This window comes from Vagococcus teuberi (assembly GCF_001870205.1).
In the GTDB taxonomy this organism is placed as follows: domain Bacteria; phylum Bacillota; class Bacilli; order Lactobacillales; family Vagococcaceae; genus Vagococcus; species Vagococcus teuberi.
Map to the genome: position 1 here is coordinate 900703 of NZ_CP017267.1, position 15800 is coordinate 916502.

Genomic DNA, 15800 nt, shown 5'->3' on the forward strand with positions numbered 1-15800 from the left:
TTTTTACATGGAAATGAGTGAATGAAATAAAAAATCTGATATAATAAAGCAAGTATTGAGAGGAATGAACTAATCATGATGAAACGAATTGAATCATTGACTAATCAATGGGTAAAAGACACGAAAAAATTACATAAAAAAAAATACCGAGATTTAACCAATAAGTTTATTATAGAAGGGGAACACTCTGTCCAAGAAGCGATTGAAAGTCATGCTGATATTGATGTGATTGTGACGACTGATGAGGGGATAGAAACATATCAATCACTATTGGATGACATCAATGAAGATAATCTGGTGATTGTACCAGATGCTATTTTAAAACAACTTTCAGAATTGCCAACACCACAAAAAATTATAGCAGTAATGAATAAACAAGAAGAGTCACAAAGTTTAGGACGAAAAATGTTAGTACTTGATACTGTTCAAGATCCAGGTAACGTTGGAACGATGATTAGAACAGCTGACGCCGCAGGATATGATCAAGTGATACTTGGAGAAGGGTGTGCCGATGTTTATCAATCAAAAGTTCAGCGAGCATTACAAGGAAGCCAATTTCATGTATCTATTTTGACTAATGTGAACTTAATTCAGTGGATAAACGAAGTCAAAGAGAAAAATATTGTGACAATCGCTACTGCGCTAGATGAAACGGCAATGTCATATACAGAAATTGGCGAGCAATCCTCCGTTGCTATTGTGATGGGGAATGAGGGACAAGGCGTGTCACAAAATATATTAACACTTGTCGATAAAAAAGTTTATATACCTATGAAAGGAAAAGCCGAATCTTTAAATGTGGCTGTAGCTGCTGGAATTGTGATGTTTGAAATATAAATTGTTATAAATTTATTAAAGTGACGATTTTTGATATAATTTTTGAAAATTTACTGATATATTGTTATCATTAATACATAAAAAGTTAATGTTAAGAAAGAAAGTGATGAAATATGTCATTAAATTGGCAAGAAGATCATGATTATTTAGAGCTTGTAAAAGATCTTATCTATACAGATGACGTTCAAAGTTTAAAAGAATACACACAACACCATTACTCAAATCGTTTGGAACACTCGATTCAAGTATCATATAAAAGCTATCGTTTAGCCAAAAAATGGGGTGGAAATGTCAGAGCCACTGCTAGGGCAGGGTTACTTCATGATTTATTTTTTTATGATTGGCGTCAAACAAAAATGGGGGAAGGTTCGCATGCTTACGTTCATCCAAGAATTGCTTTAGAGAATGCCAAGAAATTAACAGATATTTCTCCATTAGAAGAAGATATTATTGTTAAACACATGTTTGGAGCGACGATTGCGCCACCTAAGTATAAAGAAAGTTATATTGTGACATTAGTAGATAAGTACTGTGCGTGTGAAGAAGTCATTAAACCATTGTTTAAAAAAGTTAAAGTAAAAGCAGTTGAATATTCAAAAGTAGTACATTTTTGAGCTGACAGATAGTATTTGTCAGCTTATTGTTTTATACTATAATTATGGACGAAATGTTATTATAAGGGGGCAGTGTATGAATTCCTGTAAAAAGAGACAATTTGAGTTATGTCCAAAATTCGAGAAGACATTTGATATGCTGGGGAAAAAGTGGAATGGGTTAATTATCGACGTGTTATTGGAAGATGGTACGCAACGTTTTGTTGAGCTCGCTAATAAAATACCAGAAGTCAGTGATCGTGTTTTAGTTGAACGATTAAAAGAGTTAGAAGAAAAAGGTATCGTGATGAGACGAGAGCATCCTGTTGAAAAAAAACGCATTGACTATTCTTTAACAGAAAAAGGTGAGTCCCTTCGCCCAGTGATGGTGGAAGTACAAAATTGGGGAGAAAAGTGGATGTAAGAATCATCTTGACGAGGCATTTTATTTCTTGTACACTTTAGCTATATAGTAAAAAACGTTTATGGAAACGAGTAATTTAGTATTTTTCTCGCTCAGGGAGGTTTGCCAAAGACTGAAAGCAAACTGTGAAAAAGCTAGACGAAGTTCACTTCCTTAGTTGTTTGGTTATCAAACCGGTGATTATTATCATCGTTAACAAATAAAGATGCTTTAAGCATAAAAATTGGATGGTACCACGAGACATCGTTCCTTTTATAAGGGATGGTGTCTTTTTTTGTTGGATTAAGAAAGGATGAAAAAAATGGAAATCAAAGAAAGATTGGAATCACTACGTAAAGATTTTATCGAAAAAATTGCGCAAGTGGAAACATTAGACCATTTAAATAATATACGGGTTGAGGTAATGGGTAAAAAGGGAAGTATGACTGAAATACTTCGTGGAATGAAAGATTTATCAAATGAAGAGCGACCAGTTGTGGGAAGTTTGGCTAATGAAATTAGAGATGTATTATCAACACAAATTGATGAGAAAAAACAAGAACTTGAAGAAGAAGCACTTAATCAAGCATTATTAAATGAAACAATTGATGTCACATTACCAGGTAAAGTGTCAAGTACTGGTACGCCGCATATTTTAACGCAAGTGATGCAAGAAATTGAAGATGTCTTTTTAGGTCTAGGTTATGAAATTATTGAAGGATATGAAGTTGAAAAAGATTACTATAACTTTGAGCGAATGAACTTACCTAAAGATCACCCAGCTCGTGATATGCAAGATTCTTTTTATATTACAGATGATATGTTATTACGCACGCATACCTCACCTATTCAAGCACGTACGATGGAAAAACATGATTTTTCAAAAGCACCACTTCGTATGATTAGTCCGGGGAAAGTTTACCGACGTGATAGTGATGATGCGACACATAGTCATCAATTCCATCAGATTGAGGGATTGGTTGTTGATAAACACATCACAATGGCAGACTTAAAAGGAACGCTTGAAGTGTTGCTTAAAAAATTATTCGGGGAAGATCGTAATATTCGTCTAAGACCAAGTTACTTCCCATTTACGGAGCCTTCAGTTGAGGTGGATATTAGCTGTTTCAAATGTGGCGGTAAAGGCTGTAACGTATGTAAACACACTGGCTGGATTGAAATTTTAGGTGCAGGTGTTGTACATCCAAGCGTCCTTGAAATGTCAGGTGTTGATTCAAACGAGTACAGTGGATTTGCTTTTGGATTAGGACCTGATAGAGTCGCAATGTTGAAATATGGTGTCAATGATATCCGTTATTTCTATCAAAATGATGTCAGATTCTTAGAACAATTTAAGGTAAAGGGGTAGAGATAAATGTTAGTATCATATAAATGGTTACAAGAATTAGTTGATATAAAAGATATTGATGTAAATCAATTAGCAGATAAAATGTCTCGTTCAGGTATTGAAGTAGAAGATGTCGTGATTCCTGAAGAAGGACTGAAAAAAATTGTTGTTGGAGACGTTAAAGAATGTGTTCCTCATCCAGATAGTGATCACTTATCAATTTGCCAAGTAGATGTTGGTGAAGAAGAGTTGTATCAAATTGTTTGTGGTGCGCCAAATATAACGGCAGGCAAAAAAGTGATTGTGGCTTTACCAAACTCACGTATTACTGGAAATGTCAAAATTAAAAAAGGTAAAATGCGTGGTGAAGTGTCTTTAGGTATGATTTGTTCATTACAAGAATTAGGTTACTCAGACAGTGTGGTTCCTAAAGAATATGCTGAAGGAATTTATTTCTTACCAGAAGATGCAGTACCAGGTCAACCAGTATTCCCATATTTGGAAATGGATGATGCGATTATTGAATTATCTGTCACACCAAACAGAGCCGATGCTTTAAGCATGCTAGGGGTGGCTTATGAAGTAGCCGCGATTTATGATAAAGATATCACGTTACCAACTGTGACAATCAATGAAAATCCAGATGAACCAGTTGAAAGTTATGTATCAATCAGATTGGAAGATGAAGAAGATGTGCCATCTTATGGTATGAAAATCATTAAAGATGTCACAATTAAAGAAAGCCCAATGTGGTTACAAACTCGTTTGATGAATGAAGGGATTCGTCCGATTAATAATATTGTCGATGTAACAAACTATACTTTATTATTATTTGGTCAACCACAACATGCGTTTGATTACGATAAGCTTGATTCAAAAGAAATCTATGTTCGCCGTGCAACAGACAAGGAAGAGTTGACAACCTTAGACGGAGTTGAAAGAGAATTAACTACTGAAGATTTAGTGATTACAAATGGTAAAAAAGCCATCGCTTTAGCTGGTGTAATGGGTGGAGAAAATACCGAAATCACAAATAATACCACAACGATTGCGTTAGAAACAGCTGTTTTTAATCCAACTCGCGTTCGTCGTACAGCAAGAAGACTAGCTTTATCAAGTGAATCGAGCCGTCGTTTTGAGCGTGGAATTAACTGGTCAGTGATTCGTCAAGCTAGTGAATTTTCTGCCAGCTTAATGGCTGAACTTGGTGGCGGGTCGATTGTGACAGGAGAAGCTCTTGTCGAATCAAGTGTTCCAACAGAACCAACTGTTTCAATCACCTTAGACAAAATTAACCATTCACTAGGAACTGAGTTATCAGCAATGGATGTAGAAAAAATCTTCTTACAATTAGGATTTGATGTGTCATTAAGTGGTGAAATATTTGATGTCACAATCCCATTAAGACGTTGGGACATTAAGATTCCAGCAGATTTGATTGAAGAAGTTGCTCGTATTTACGGCTATGACAACTTACCATCTACTTTGCCAAGTGGTGCCTCTTTACCAGGTAAATTATCATTTAAACAACAAATGATTCGTCATATCAGATCATTACTTGAAGGAAAAGGACTAACTGAAGCGGTTAGTTATGCATTGACTTCTCCAGAGTCTGCTACCCAATTCAAATTAGATACAGATAACTCAGAAGACATTGTTGAACTTAATTTTCCGATGAGTGAAGAGCATTCAGTCTTACGTCAAAGTTTAGTTAATGGATTGTTAAAAGATGTCTCTTATAATGTCGCGAGAAAAGCAAGTGGTGTAGCATTTTACGAAGTTGGTCATGTCTTTAATTGGTATGACAAATCAGATTTACCAAAAGAAACAACTCATTTGGGTATGGCTATGACAGGTGTTTCTCGTAAGAAAGACTGGAAAGAATCACAAGAAGTGGTTGATTTTTATACAATAAAAGGTATTGTCGAATCGTTAATTAGTTTCTTAGGACTTGAAAACGAAGTGGTTTATCAACCAAATCAAACACTAAAAGAGATGCATCCAGGACGCACAGCAGATATTTTAGTAGGTGAAACTCGCGTTGGATTTGTTGGACAAATCCATCCTAAACTTTCTAAAGATATGGATTTAAAAGAAACATATGTTGTTGAAATTGACTTAGATAAACTATTTGATTTTGTACCAGAAGATAATGAATACAAAGAAGTTGGTAAATACCCATCAATCAAACGTGATATTGCATTGTTAGTTGATGAAACAGTGTCACATCAACAAATTGTTGATGTTATTGAAGCAAATGGTGGTAAAAACTTAAGATCTATTCATCTATTTGATTTATTCAAAGGAGAAAAATTGGGTAAAGGGAAAAAATCTCTTGCGTATTCTCTTGTATTCCAAAATGATGACTCAACCTTAGTTGAAGATGAAGTAGTTTCTGTTATGAACAAAATAGAAAAAGCGTTAGTTAAAGAGTTAAACATTGAAGTAAGATAATATGAAAACAATTAGTATGTGATAATAATCATGTGCTAATTGTTTTTTTATTTAAAAGGAAAGAAAAATGAATGAAAGTTTGGTATTATAGACAGGAGAATATATTAAAGGAGATTAGGATGGGATTAAAAAAGTATTTGAGAAGATTATTTGTGGGAGTAGTCTTTTTTAGTTTTGTATTTGCAACAAAATCTTCAGCTGAAGAGATGCCAAATATGATGGATTTAATCAAAGAGTCAGGCTTTACGGTAAATGAACTCGATAAACCTAAAGGAGCCGTTTTGATAGATGCGAATACGGGTCAATTTTTGTGGGGAGAAAACCCGGATGCACCACACAATCCGGCCAGTATCATGAAGCTAATGGTTGTCTATTTAGTGTATCAAGCGATAGAAGAAGGAAGACTCTCACTTGATACAGAGGTAGAAGCAACTGAGCGTTATGTTGCGATTTCACAAATTTACCAACTAAGTAACAATAAAATACAGTTAGGTGTATCATATCCTGTTAAAGAATTATTAAAAATGGCAGTAGTACCATCTTCTAATGTTGCAACGGTGATGTTAGCAGACTTGGTTGAACCAAATGCCGTATTAATGTTACAAAAAATGAATGACACTGCTAAAGAATTGGGTATGACAAACACTAAAATAGTAAATATTACTGGAGCGGAAATTAGTGCATTTCAAGGGATGTATGCAGCAGAAGGGGTAGATACATCAACTCTTCAAACAACGGCGTCTAATGTGACAACTGCTAGAGACCTTGCGACATTTACTTACTTTTTATTGAGGAAATACCCAGATATATTAACGATAACAAATACGCCAAAAGTAACGACGATGAGTGAAACACCTTATGAAGAAACATTTGATACCTATAATTATTCCCTACCTGGTTTAGAGTATTCCTATGAAGGGGTGGATGGTTTGAAAACAGGGTCAAGCCCGACAGGTGGATTTAATATAGATATGACAGCCAAAAAAGGGGATTTACGCCTTATCGCGATTGTTTTAGGTGTGGGAGATTGGGCAGATCAAACGGGAGAATACAAACGCCATCCCTTTGCTAATGCAATGCTAAATTACGGTTTCAACCATTATGAATACAAAGAATTATTAACAAGTGGCGAGCATGAAATTGATGACAAAACGATTACAATAGAATCACCGTTACTCGATACAGTCAAAAAAGAAGAAGCCTACACACTTAAACTTAATGATGATGGAAAAATTGTGGTAGAAAATGGCCTAGAAAGAGTTTCAGATACCATTCCACAAATTGCAGTGACATACAAAGAAAAAGAAGAACAAAATCCCGTGAAAAAAGTGTTAACTAATTCATCAGTAAACGAAATTACCTCATCAAGTTTTGTTAAAAAAATGTTAAAACACTGGAAATTAATCGCAGGCTTAATTGGTGGTTTAATTTTTTTACTATTTTTAATAATATGGTATATTAGAAAAAGAAACCGACGAAAAAGATTAGAAGCGAGAAATAGATATCGCCGAAGAAGATAAGTTGTCGGTAAAAATGAGGGAGGATGTAATGATGACAGAACAGACTTACTATACTCTAAAAGACGGTAATAAAATACCAGTAATAGGTTTTGGAACATGGCAAGCAGAAAATGGGGATATTGCTAAACAAGCAGTTAAGTCGGCACTAGAATCAGGGTATCGCCATATTGATACAGCCATGATATATGGTAATGAAACCAGTGTTGGTGAAGCGATTAAAGAAAGTGGCATCCCACGTGACGAGTTATTTGTTACCACGAAACTATGGAATCATGATCATTCATATGATAAAGCCAAACAAGCGATTAATGAGTCTCTTGAAAGATTAGGATTAGATTATTTAGATTTATATTTGATTCATTGGCCAAATCCAATTGATTATCGTGACAACTGGAAAGAAGCAAATGCGGGTTCATGGAAAGCCATGGAAGAGGCAGTGGATGAAGGGAAGATTAAAAGTATTGGCGTATCTAACTTTTTAATTCATCATTTGAAAGCACTAGAAGAAACGGCTGTAATTCAACCAGTGATTAATCAAATCTATTTAAATCCAAGTGATCAACAACATGAAATCGTGGATTATTGTAGAAACAATGGGATTATTTTAGAAGCTTATAGCCCTCTTGGTACAGGAGATATTTTTAAATTAAAAGAGTTAGAAAGAATTGCAGACACACATAATAAGACTGTCGCTCAAGTTGTGTTGCGTTGGTCGTTACAAAAGGGATTTTTACCATTACCAAAATCAGTAACACCAAGTCGCATTAAAGAGAATATTGAGTTGTTTGACTTTGAGTTATCAGAATTTGATATGGGATTAATTGATGCACTACAAGGAAAAGCTGGTTCTGCAAGAAATCCGGATGAAGTTACCTTTTAAAAGGCTCTCTAGTGAAGAGCCTTTTTCTTCATTTAGTAAGAAAACAAAAAGATTGGGAGAGATTGATGGAAAAATTAATAAAAATCATATCGAATAGGGCAGTCCTAATAGTCTTATTAATCTTGATACAATTGGGTGTATTATTTGCTATTGTGTTTAGATTTCAGAATTACTTTGTCTATTTTTATACATTCTATTTGCTTATTTCTAGTGCGGTTATCATAAAAATAATCAATAGTCGAAGTAATCCAGCCTATAAAATTGCTTGGATTATTCCTATCATGTTAATACCAATTTTTGGGACAGTCATTTATTTAGTGTTTGGTCGTGTTCGTTTCAGTAATAAAGAAAAAATGAAGATGGCAATGGTTCAAGAACGAGAGCGAATGGCTAACGAGAGTACTGTTGCTAAAACGACGATAGATGATGGGAACCCAAATGCTATTATTCAGTCTAATTATCTTAGCAAACATGGTGAGGCTTCTTTATTTGAGCATACGACAAGTGAGTATTATCCGTTGGGGGAGGAAGCTTTCAAAGCGATGATTGAAGACCTTGAAAAGGCTGAGAAGTATATTTTTATGGAGTATTTTATTGTTCATGAAGGTGAGATGTGGGATACAATACTTGAAATTATGGTTAGAAAAGCAAAAGAAGGCGTAGATGTGCGTTTCATTTATGATGATTTTGGTTGCTTGTTTACTCTACCTCATGGTTATGATAAAAAGTTACGCGATCAAGGCATTAAATGTTGTGTGTTTAATCAATTTATTCCAGTATTGTCGCCAATTTTTAACAATCGCAATCACCGAAAAATTACCGTGATTGATGGAAAAGTTGCTTATACAGGTGGCATTAACTTAGCAGATGAATATATCAATAGGATAGAAAGATTTGGTCATTGGAAAGATAATTCGATTAAAGTTGAAGGTGAAGCAGCTTGGGGCTTTTCTCTTTTATTCTTATCAATGTGGGATTTTGTGAATTCAACCGAAAGCAACATTGAAGAGTTTATTCCAGAATATGCTCCTGGAGAATTACCAGAGAATGATGGTTATTATCAACCATATGTGGATTCACCTTTTGATAGAGAAACAGTCGGGATGAACGTGTATTTAAATTTGATTAATCGTGCGACTGAATATGTTTATTTTACAACACCTTACTTGGTGATTGATAATTTATTAATGGAAGCGTTATGTAATGCTGCTAAGGGTGGCGTTGATGTTAGAATTATAACCCCTCATATACCGGATAAATGGTATGTTCATGCTGTGACGAAATCCAACTATGCACAATTAATCGAAGCAGGTGTCAAAATATATGAATACACACCAGGTTTTATTCATTCGAAAACGTGTGTTGTAGATGGACTTTATGCAACAGTTGGAACGGTGAATTTAGATTACCGTAGTTTGTTCTTGCATTTTGAATGTGGTGTGTGGATGTATAAAACAAATGGCGTTGATGCTGTGTTACAGGATCATATGGAGATTGAAAAACTAAGTCAACAAATTTCATTGGAGCAAGCAAAAAATGTGTCGTTTCCAAAAAAAGTAGTGCGAGCATGTTTATCTGTTTTTGCCCCACTATTGTAAGAAATTAGAGAGATAAAAAATGAAAGAGTGAAAAAAATGCAAGCAGTTTATTTAGATCATGCCGCAACAACACCAATGGCTCCAGAAGTCATAGAAGAGATGACACGAGTGATGTCAACTATATATGGTAATCCTTCAAGTGTGCACCAATTTGGTCGCCAAGCTGAGTTTGAATTAGATATGGCAAGAGATGTCGTTGCCGCTTCGATTGGTGCACAATCACGCGAAATCGTTTTTAATGGTGGTGGTTCTGAAGGTGATAATACAGTGTTGTTGGATATTTCTAGACAAATGAAACACAAGGGAAATCATATTATCACAACAAATGTGGAACATTCAGCAGTAATCAAACCACTTGAAACATTAGAAAACATGGGATTTGAGATTACTTATTTACCAGTTGATTCAACAGGACATATTAGTGTGACACAATTAGCATCAGCTATTAAACCTGAAACCATCCTCGTTTCAGTGATGTATGGTAATAATGAAATTGGAACGCTTAATCCGATAAAAGAAATAGGTCAATTACTTTTTGATCAAGATATTTTATTTCATACAGATGCGGTTCAAGCATTTGGAACAGAAATAATCAATGTCGATGATTTAAAGGTTGATTACTTAACTATTTCAGCTCACAAAATTAATGGGCCTAAAGGTGTTGGATTTACTTATATTCGTTCAGGTCAACCAACTCCTGTATTGATACAAGGTGGCGATCAAGAAGAAAAAAGACGTGCTGGGACTGAAAATTTAGCGGGAATAGTCGGTTTAAAAAGGGCTGTATCACTTCTTACAGCTGAGAAAAAAGCTGAAAATAAAGAACGATATAATCAATTCGAACGTCTTATTTTAGAAGCGTTAGATGAGCAACAGATAGAGTATCAGATAAATGGAGACAGAGAAAATAAATTACCTCATATTTTAAATATTTGGTTTAAAAATGTTCCTAATAACATTTTGTTATCTCGTTTAGACTTAGCTGGTTTTGCCATATCAATTGGATCTGCTTGTAGTGCAGGAGATGTAAAACCATCACGCATTATTCAAGCCATTTATTCAAACGACAGTAAAGCAACTAAAGAATCAGTCAGAATTAGTTTTGGCTATGGGGTGACAGAAATGCAAATTATTGAATTTGCACAAACCTTAGTATCAACGGTTCAATCAATTTTAAAAAAATAGTTGGTATTTGTAAACAGATTCATTATAATGAGGGTATCAAGTTTATAGGGGGATAAGTATGTCATTCTTAGAAAAAGCAACAGTGGAAGGATGCCCACAGTTGTACAAAATAAATCCAAAGGCAAGAGCCTATACGTTTAAAGATTATGGTTTCCAAGCAACACCTTCAGGAAATTTACAATTGGTGAGACCATTAGATATCACACCTCAAGCAAAACAAAGTCCAAAGTTAAAAATAACAGTGGCAAAAGACTTGAAAACATTAAAAATGTCTTTGACAACGCCAAATGGATTAAAATCGATTAATATTTTTAAATCAGATGATCAAAAAGATAAACAAGAGCAATTTTATTATATCATGGATGATTTAATGTCATTTGATTGTATCGAAAAAGCTTAAACCCAAAGAAAAGAATTGTCTTATGGCAGTTCTTTTTTTGTGTCAAAGAGATGATTTTATTAAGCAAAAACGCTATAATGTAATAACTGAAAAAAATACGACCTTCAAATCGTAGTAGATTTTCAGAATCTATAAAAAGAAATGATGGTGATGAGTTTGACAGATAACAGTCAAATTAAAGTAGTAGTCGGTATGAGTGGTGGCGTGGATTCATCTGTAACTGCCCTAATACTAAAAGAACAAGGGTATGATGTAGTTGGAGTCTTTATGAAAAATTGGGACGATACGGATGAAAATGGTGTCTGTACGGCAACTGAAGATTACAAAGACGTGGCGAAAGTAGCGAATCAAATAGGTATCCCGTATTATTCTGTGAATTTTGAAAAAGAATATTGGGACCGTGTATTTGAATACTTTTTAGCTGAATATAAACGTGGTAGAACACCAAATCCTGATGTCATGTGTAACAAAGAAATTAAATTTAAAGCCTTTCTAGATTATGCCATGCAACTTGGTGCTGATTACGTGGCGACAGGTCACTATGCTCAAGTGGTTCGTGATGATACAGGAACATCTCACATGTTACGTGGGGTAGACCAAAATAAAGATCAAACGTACTTTTTAAGTCAACTTTCTCAAGAACAATTATCTAAAACAATGTTTCCACTTGGACATATGGAGAAAAAAGAAGTTCGTGAGATTGCCGAAAAAGCTGGACTTGCAACTGCTAAAAAGAAGGATTCAACAGGTGTTTGTTTTATTGGTGAAAAGAATTTCAAAGAATTTCTTGGGAAATATTTACCAGCACAACCTGGAAAAATGATCACGTTAGATGGTGATATTAAAGGTGATCATGCTGGATTAATGTACTATACCATTGGTCAAAGACAAGGATTAGGAATCGGTGGAGGTCAAGGTGAATCGAGTGAACCGTGGTTTGTTGTGGGGAAAGATTTATCAACAAATACTTTATATGTAGGACAAGGATTTCATCATGAAAATTTGTATTCAACACACCTTGAAGCAAGTGAAGTACATTTTACTGTTGATACACCAAAACCAAAAGAATTTAGATGTACAGCTAAGTTTAGATACAGACAACAAGATATTGGTGTACGTGTTGTATTGTCAGATGATCAAACGCAAGCAACCGTTTATTTTGATGAACCAGTGAGAGCAATTACACCTGGACAAGCCGTTGTTTTTTATGATGAGATGGAATGTTTAGGTGGCGGATTAATCGATGTGGCGTTTTATGAAGATAAACAACGTCAGTACATTTAATTAAAAAAGGTGTTGACAGAACGTTTTTAATACGATATAGTTCTGTGTGTAAGAAAAATAGATTAGTTAGGTGAGGCTCCTATACAAACATAGGCTACTGCCCAAAAATGTCGAGAGACGCCAATGGGTATAACAGAGATGATCGATATAAGGTTTTCTTTAACGTAGCTAAAGTTCTTTGTAACTTTTACGTTGTATAGTGCTAAAACTCAACGATTGGATCTCACAAGTTTATTAAATGTGTCTTTATGCCTTTCGTCGAGTTTTGGACGGAAGGTTTTTTGCGTTTTCTAATCAATCAAAGGAGGGGTAACTGTTTTTTTAAAACTATTATTCTTATAAAAAATAACAAACAAAGGAGATGGAAACACATGGAAGATAGTAGTCACGGTCGAAGTTACAAGGGTCATGAAGAGTGGGAAATAAAAAAAGTTTATTATTATCTATCTGTTTCTACCTCAGAGAGATAAGTTGATAGCTTGTAACCACTTCTCAATAGGACCCAATAAAAAGGGGGAATACACATGATTCATACAAATATGAGTGGCATACTCTTTTTTATGATCGGGTGTTTCTTATGGACACAACACGTGGGAAAGAAGGTTACAACAATGGAAAAAAAAGAAGTAGCAAACTACAAATTTTTTGCACAAACTAGTATTGATAAATTATTTTCAACATTTAAAACAAGTCTTAGTGGTATAAATAACAATGAGGCAGAAGTATTAAGAGATGAGTACGGTGAAAATGTTATTTCACATAAAAAGAAAACACCCTTTATTATTGAAGTGTTAAAAGCATATTTTACACCGTTTACTACCGTATTATTAGCTTTAGCTATTATTTCGTTTATTACAGATTATGTGATTGTTCCAGCTGATGAAAAAGATTTAACTGGCGTATTGATTATTGTAGCAATGGTGTTGTTAAGTGGCACAATGACACTTGTTCAGTCAGTTAAGTCAAATAATGCGGCTGAAAAATTAAGTAATATGGTAAAAGTCACAGCGACGGTTCTTAGAAAAGGTGAGGAAGTTGAGTTACCTATTGAAGAAATTGTGTGTGGCGACATTATTAAATTATCAGCAGGAGATATGTTACCAGCAGACGTTAGATTGATTCGTACAAAAGACTTGTTCGTCTCACAAGCTGCTATGACTGGTGAAAGTTATCCTGTTGAAAAAAAAGACACATTTACTATGAGAAACAAAGACACAGAAACAGATTATGAAAATATTGCATTTATGGGAAGTAACGTAGTAAGTGGTAGTGCAATAGGTTTAGTTATTGCTGTTGGAAATGGCACATTATTTGGTCAAATCGCGAAAGATGTGTCCGAAAAACACACGATTACTAGTTTTGATGTGGGGATTTCAAAAACATCTTGGTTATTAATTCGTTTCATGTTGGTCATGGCACCAACTGTATTCCTGATTAATGGTTTAACAAAAGGTGATTGGTTAGAAGCATTTCTTTTTGGTCTATCTGTTGCAGTAGGATTAACACCTGAAATGCTACCGATGATTGTGACAACGAACCTTGTAAAAGGTGCGTCAACAATGGCGAAAAAAGGCACTATCATTAAAAATTTAAACTCTATTCAAAACTTTGGTGCAATTGATGTATTGTGTACGGATAAAACAGGAACCTTGACACAAGACAAGATCATTTTAGAGTATCATTTAGATGTTGATGGAAAAGAAGACGACAGAGTATTAAGACATGCATTCTTTAACAGTTATTATCAAACAGGTTTAAAAAACTTAATGGATAAAGCAATTATAGAATCAGCTGAAGAAGAGTTAAATATGAATGTCAATGCGTATAAAAAAGTTGATGAAATTCCATTTGATTTCCAACGTCGTCGTATGAGTGTGGTGATTGAAGATGCGTTTGGAAAAACTCAAATGATTACAAAAGGTGCCGTTGAAGAAATGCTTGACGTATCAAGTTATGTTGACTACCGTGGTAGTGTGGTTCCTTTAACAGAAGAAATCAAATCAACTATTTTAAAAACAGTTGATGAGTTAAATGAAGATGGATTACGTGTGATTGCGGTTGCTCAAAAAACAAATCCAAGTGTAGTTGGTGAGTTTTCTGTCAAAGACGAAAGCGACATGGTATTAATTGGGTACCTTGCATTCCTCGATCCACCAAAAGAAACAACGAAAGACGCTTTAAAAGCATTAAAAGAACATGGTGTCGGTGTTAAAGTATTAACAGGGGACAATGCTTTAGTCACTAAATCTGTGTGTAAACAAGTCGGATTAGAAGATGAGGAGTTAATTACAGGCTCTGAGATTTCTCACATGAATGATGTGGAATTAAAAGTCATTGCAGAAAAATACAATATTTTTGTTAAATTAACACCGTCTCAAAAAACACGTTTAGTAAAAGTATTACGTGATGCAGGTCACACTGTTGGCTTTATGGGTGATGGTATCAATGATGCACCTGCTATGAAAGAAGCTGACGTGGGTATTTCAGTAGATACAGCCGTTGATATTGCTAAAGAAAGTGCAGATGTTATTCTATTAGAAAAAGACTTAATGGTGTTAGAACGAGGTATTTTAGCAGGACGTACAACGTTTGGTAACATTATGAAATATGTCAAAATGACAGCAAGTTCAAACTTCGGTAATATGTTCTCAGTTGTTGTGGCAAGTATTTTCTTACCATTTTTACCAATGTTGCCAATTCAACTGCTATTCTTGAATTTAATTTACGATATTTCTTGTATGTCAATTCCATGGGATAATATGGATGCCGATTATTTAGAAGAACCTAAAAAATGGGATGCAAGCCGTATTGGGTCATTTATGAAGTGGCTTGGACCTACAAGTTCAGTGTTTGATATTACTACGTATGCTTTAATGTATTTTGTCATTTGTCCAGCAGTGGTGGGTGGCTCATATCACACATTAGGAGCTGAACAACAAGCATTGTTTATCGCAGTATTCCATGCTGGTTGGTTTGTTGAGTCATTATGGTCTCAAACATTAGTTATTCATACATTAAGAACACCAAAATTACCATTTATTCAAAGTAGAGCATCATTTATTTTAACAACGATTACGTCTATCGGTATTGCAATTGGTTCATTCTTACCATTTACAGCGTTTGGTCAAGATTTAGGATTGATGCCATTACCAGGGCAATACTGGATTTATTTAGCACTGACTATCGTTGCATATCTAATGCTTGTAATGGTTGTTAAAAAAATCTATGTAAACCGTTTTGGTGAGTTATTATAATAGAAATTTAAAAAGAAACGAGTGAGAACTTGTTTCTTTTTTTT

General features: G+C 34.6%; 12 protein-coding genes and 1 riboswitch. All 12 genes read left to right on the top strand.

Features of this window, described 5'->3' with window-relative positions; genetic code table 11:
- The first annotated feature begins 75 nt into the window (after nucleotides 1-75).
- The 12 genes from BHY08_RS04350 (at nucleotide 76) to mgtA (ending at nucleotide 15756) form a co-directional block, all read left to right on the top strand.
- Entirely contained in the window at nucleotides 76-837 is a 762-nt protein-coding gene (locus BHY08_RS04350) for a TrmH family RNA methyltransferase (RefSeq protein ID WP_245729994.1), read from the top strand.
- 113 nt (nucleotides 838-950) lie between these two features.
- Nucleotides 951-1451 (top strand): HD domain-containing protein, encoded by a 501-nt coding sequence (locus tag BHY08_RS04355; protein ID WP_071456714.1) that lies wholly within the window; start codon nucleotides 951-953, stop codon nucleotides 1449-1451.
- 76 nt (nucleotides 1452-1527) lie between these two features.
- Nucleotides 1528-1854: a winged helix-turn-helix transcriptional regulator gene (locus tag BHY08_RS04360; RefSeq protein WP_071456715.1), complete on the top strand. Its 327-nt coding sequence runs from the start codon at nucleotides 1528-1530 to the stop codon at nucleotides 1852-1854.
- Nucleotides 1855-2155: 301 nt separating this feature from the next.
- Entirely contained in the window at nucleotides 2156-3202 is a 1047-nt protein-coding gene (gene pheS, locus BHY08_RS04365) for a phenylalanine--tRNA ligase subunit alpha (RefSeq protein WP_071456716.1), read from the top strand.
- A gap of 6 nt (nucleotides 3203-3208) precedes the next feature.
- Nucleotides 3209-5635: a phenylalanine--tRNA ligase subunit beta gene (pheT, locus tag BHY08_RS04370; protein WP_071456717.1), complete on the top strand. Its 2427-nt coding sequence runs from the start codon at nucleotides 3209-3211 to the stop codon at nucleotides 5633-5635.
- 119 nt (nucleotides 5636-5754) lie between these two features.
- Nucleotides 5755-7155: a DUF1958 domain-containing protein gene (locus BHY08_RS04375; RefSeq protein ID WP_071456718.1), complete on the top strand. Its 1401-nt coding sequence runs from the start codon at nucleotides 5755-5757 to the stop codon at nucleotides 7153-7155.
- A gap of 31 nt (nucleotides 7156-7186) precedes the next feature.
- Nucleotides 7187-8035, top strand: coding sequence for an aldo/keto reductase (locus BHY08_RS04380; protein ID WP_071456719.1), 849 nt, complete (start codon nucleotides 7187-7189; stop codon nucleotides 8033-8035).
- 65 nt (nucleotides 8036-8100) lie between these two features.
- Nucleotides 8101-9633, top strand: coding sequence for a cardiolipin synthase (cls, locus tag BHY08_RS04385; protein ID WP_071456720.1), 1533 nt, complete (start codon nucleotides 8101-8103; stop codon nucleotides 9631-9633).
- 36 nt (nucleotides 9634-9669) lie between these two features.
- Nucleotides 9670-10818 (top strand): cysteine desulfurase family protein, encoded by a 1149-nt coding sequence (locus BHY08_RS04390; protein WP_071456721.1) that lies wholly within the window; start codon nucleotides 9670-9672, stop codon nucleotides 10816-10818.
- A 58-nt stretch (nucleotides 10819-10876) separates the two neighbouring features.
- On the top strand, nucleotides 10877-11218 hold the full coding sequence (locus tag BHY08_RS04395) for a cysteine desulfurase (RefSeq protein WP_071456722.1): 342 nt from the start codon (nucleotides 10877-10879) through the stop codon (nucleotides 11216-11218).
- Between the two features lie 156 nt (nucleotides 11219-11374).
- A complete protein-coding gene (gene mnmA, locus BHY08_RS04400) occupies nucleotides 11375-12502 on the top strand; it encodes a tRNA 2-thiouridine(34) synthase MnmA (protein WP_071457825.1) in 1128 nt (375 codons plus the stop codon).
- A gap of 55 nt (nucleotides 12503-12557) precedes the next feature.
- A riboswitch (M-box (ykoK) riboswitch) is annotated at nucleotides 12558-12730 on the top strand.
- Nucleotides 12731-13113: 383 nt separating this feature from the next.
- Nucleotides 13114-15756 (top strand): magnesium-translocating P-type ATPase, encoded by a 2643-nt coding sequence (gene mgtA / locus BHY08_RS04405; RefSeq protein ID WP_071457826.1) that lies wholly within the window; start codon nucleotides 13114-13116, stop codon nucleotides 15754-15756.
- Nucleotides 15757-15800: the final 44 nt, after the last annotated feature.

Bases quoted from the DNA above. Each gene is read 5' to 3' on its own strand.
- BHY08_RS04375 (WP_071456718.1), top strand. From the start codon at position 5,755: ATGGGATTAAAAAAGTATTTGAGAAGATTATTTGTGGGAGTAGTCTTT.
- BHY08_RS04350 (WP_245729994.1), top strand. From the start codon at position 76: ATGATGAAACGAATTGAATCATTGACTAATCAATGGGTAAAAGACACG.
- pheS (WP_071456716.1), top strand. From the start codon at position 2,156: ATGGAAATCAAAGAAAGATTGGAATCACTACGTAAAGATTTTATCGAA.
- BHY08_RS04380 (WP_071456719.1), top strand. From the start codon at position 7,187: ATGACAGAACAGACTTACTATACTCTAAAAGACGGTAATAAAATACCA.
- BHY08_RS04395 (WP_071456722.1), top strand. From the start codon at position 10,877: ATGTCATTCTTAGAAAAAGCAACAGTGGAAGGATGCCCACAGTTGTAC.
- cls (WP_071456720.1), top strand. From the start codon at position 8,101: ATGGAAAAATTAATAAAAATCATATCGAATAGGGCAGTCCTAATAGTC.
- mgtA (WP_071457826.1), top strand. From the start codon at position 13,114: ATGGAAAAAAAAGAAGTAGCAAACTACAAATTTTTTGCACAAACTAGT.
- BHY08_RS04355 (WP_071456714.1), top strand. From the start codon at position 951: ATGTCATTAAATTGGCAAGAAGATCATGATTATTTAGAGCTTGTAAAA.
- BHY08_RS04360 (WP_071456715.1), top strand. From the start codon at position 1,528: ATGAATTCCTGTAAAAAGAGACAATTTGAGTTATGTCCAAAATTCGAG.
- pheT (WP_071456717.1), top strand. From the start codon at position 3,209: ATGTTAGTATCATATAAATGGTTACAAGAATTAGTTGATATAAAAGAT.
- BHY08_RS04390 (WP_071456721.1), top strand. From the start codon at position 9,670: ATGCAAGCAGTTTATTTAGATCATGCCGCAACAACACCAATGGCTCCA.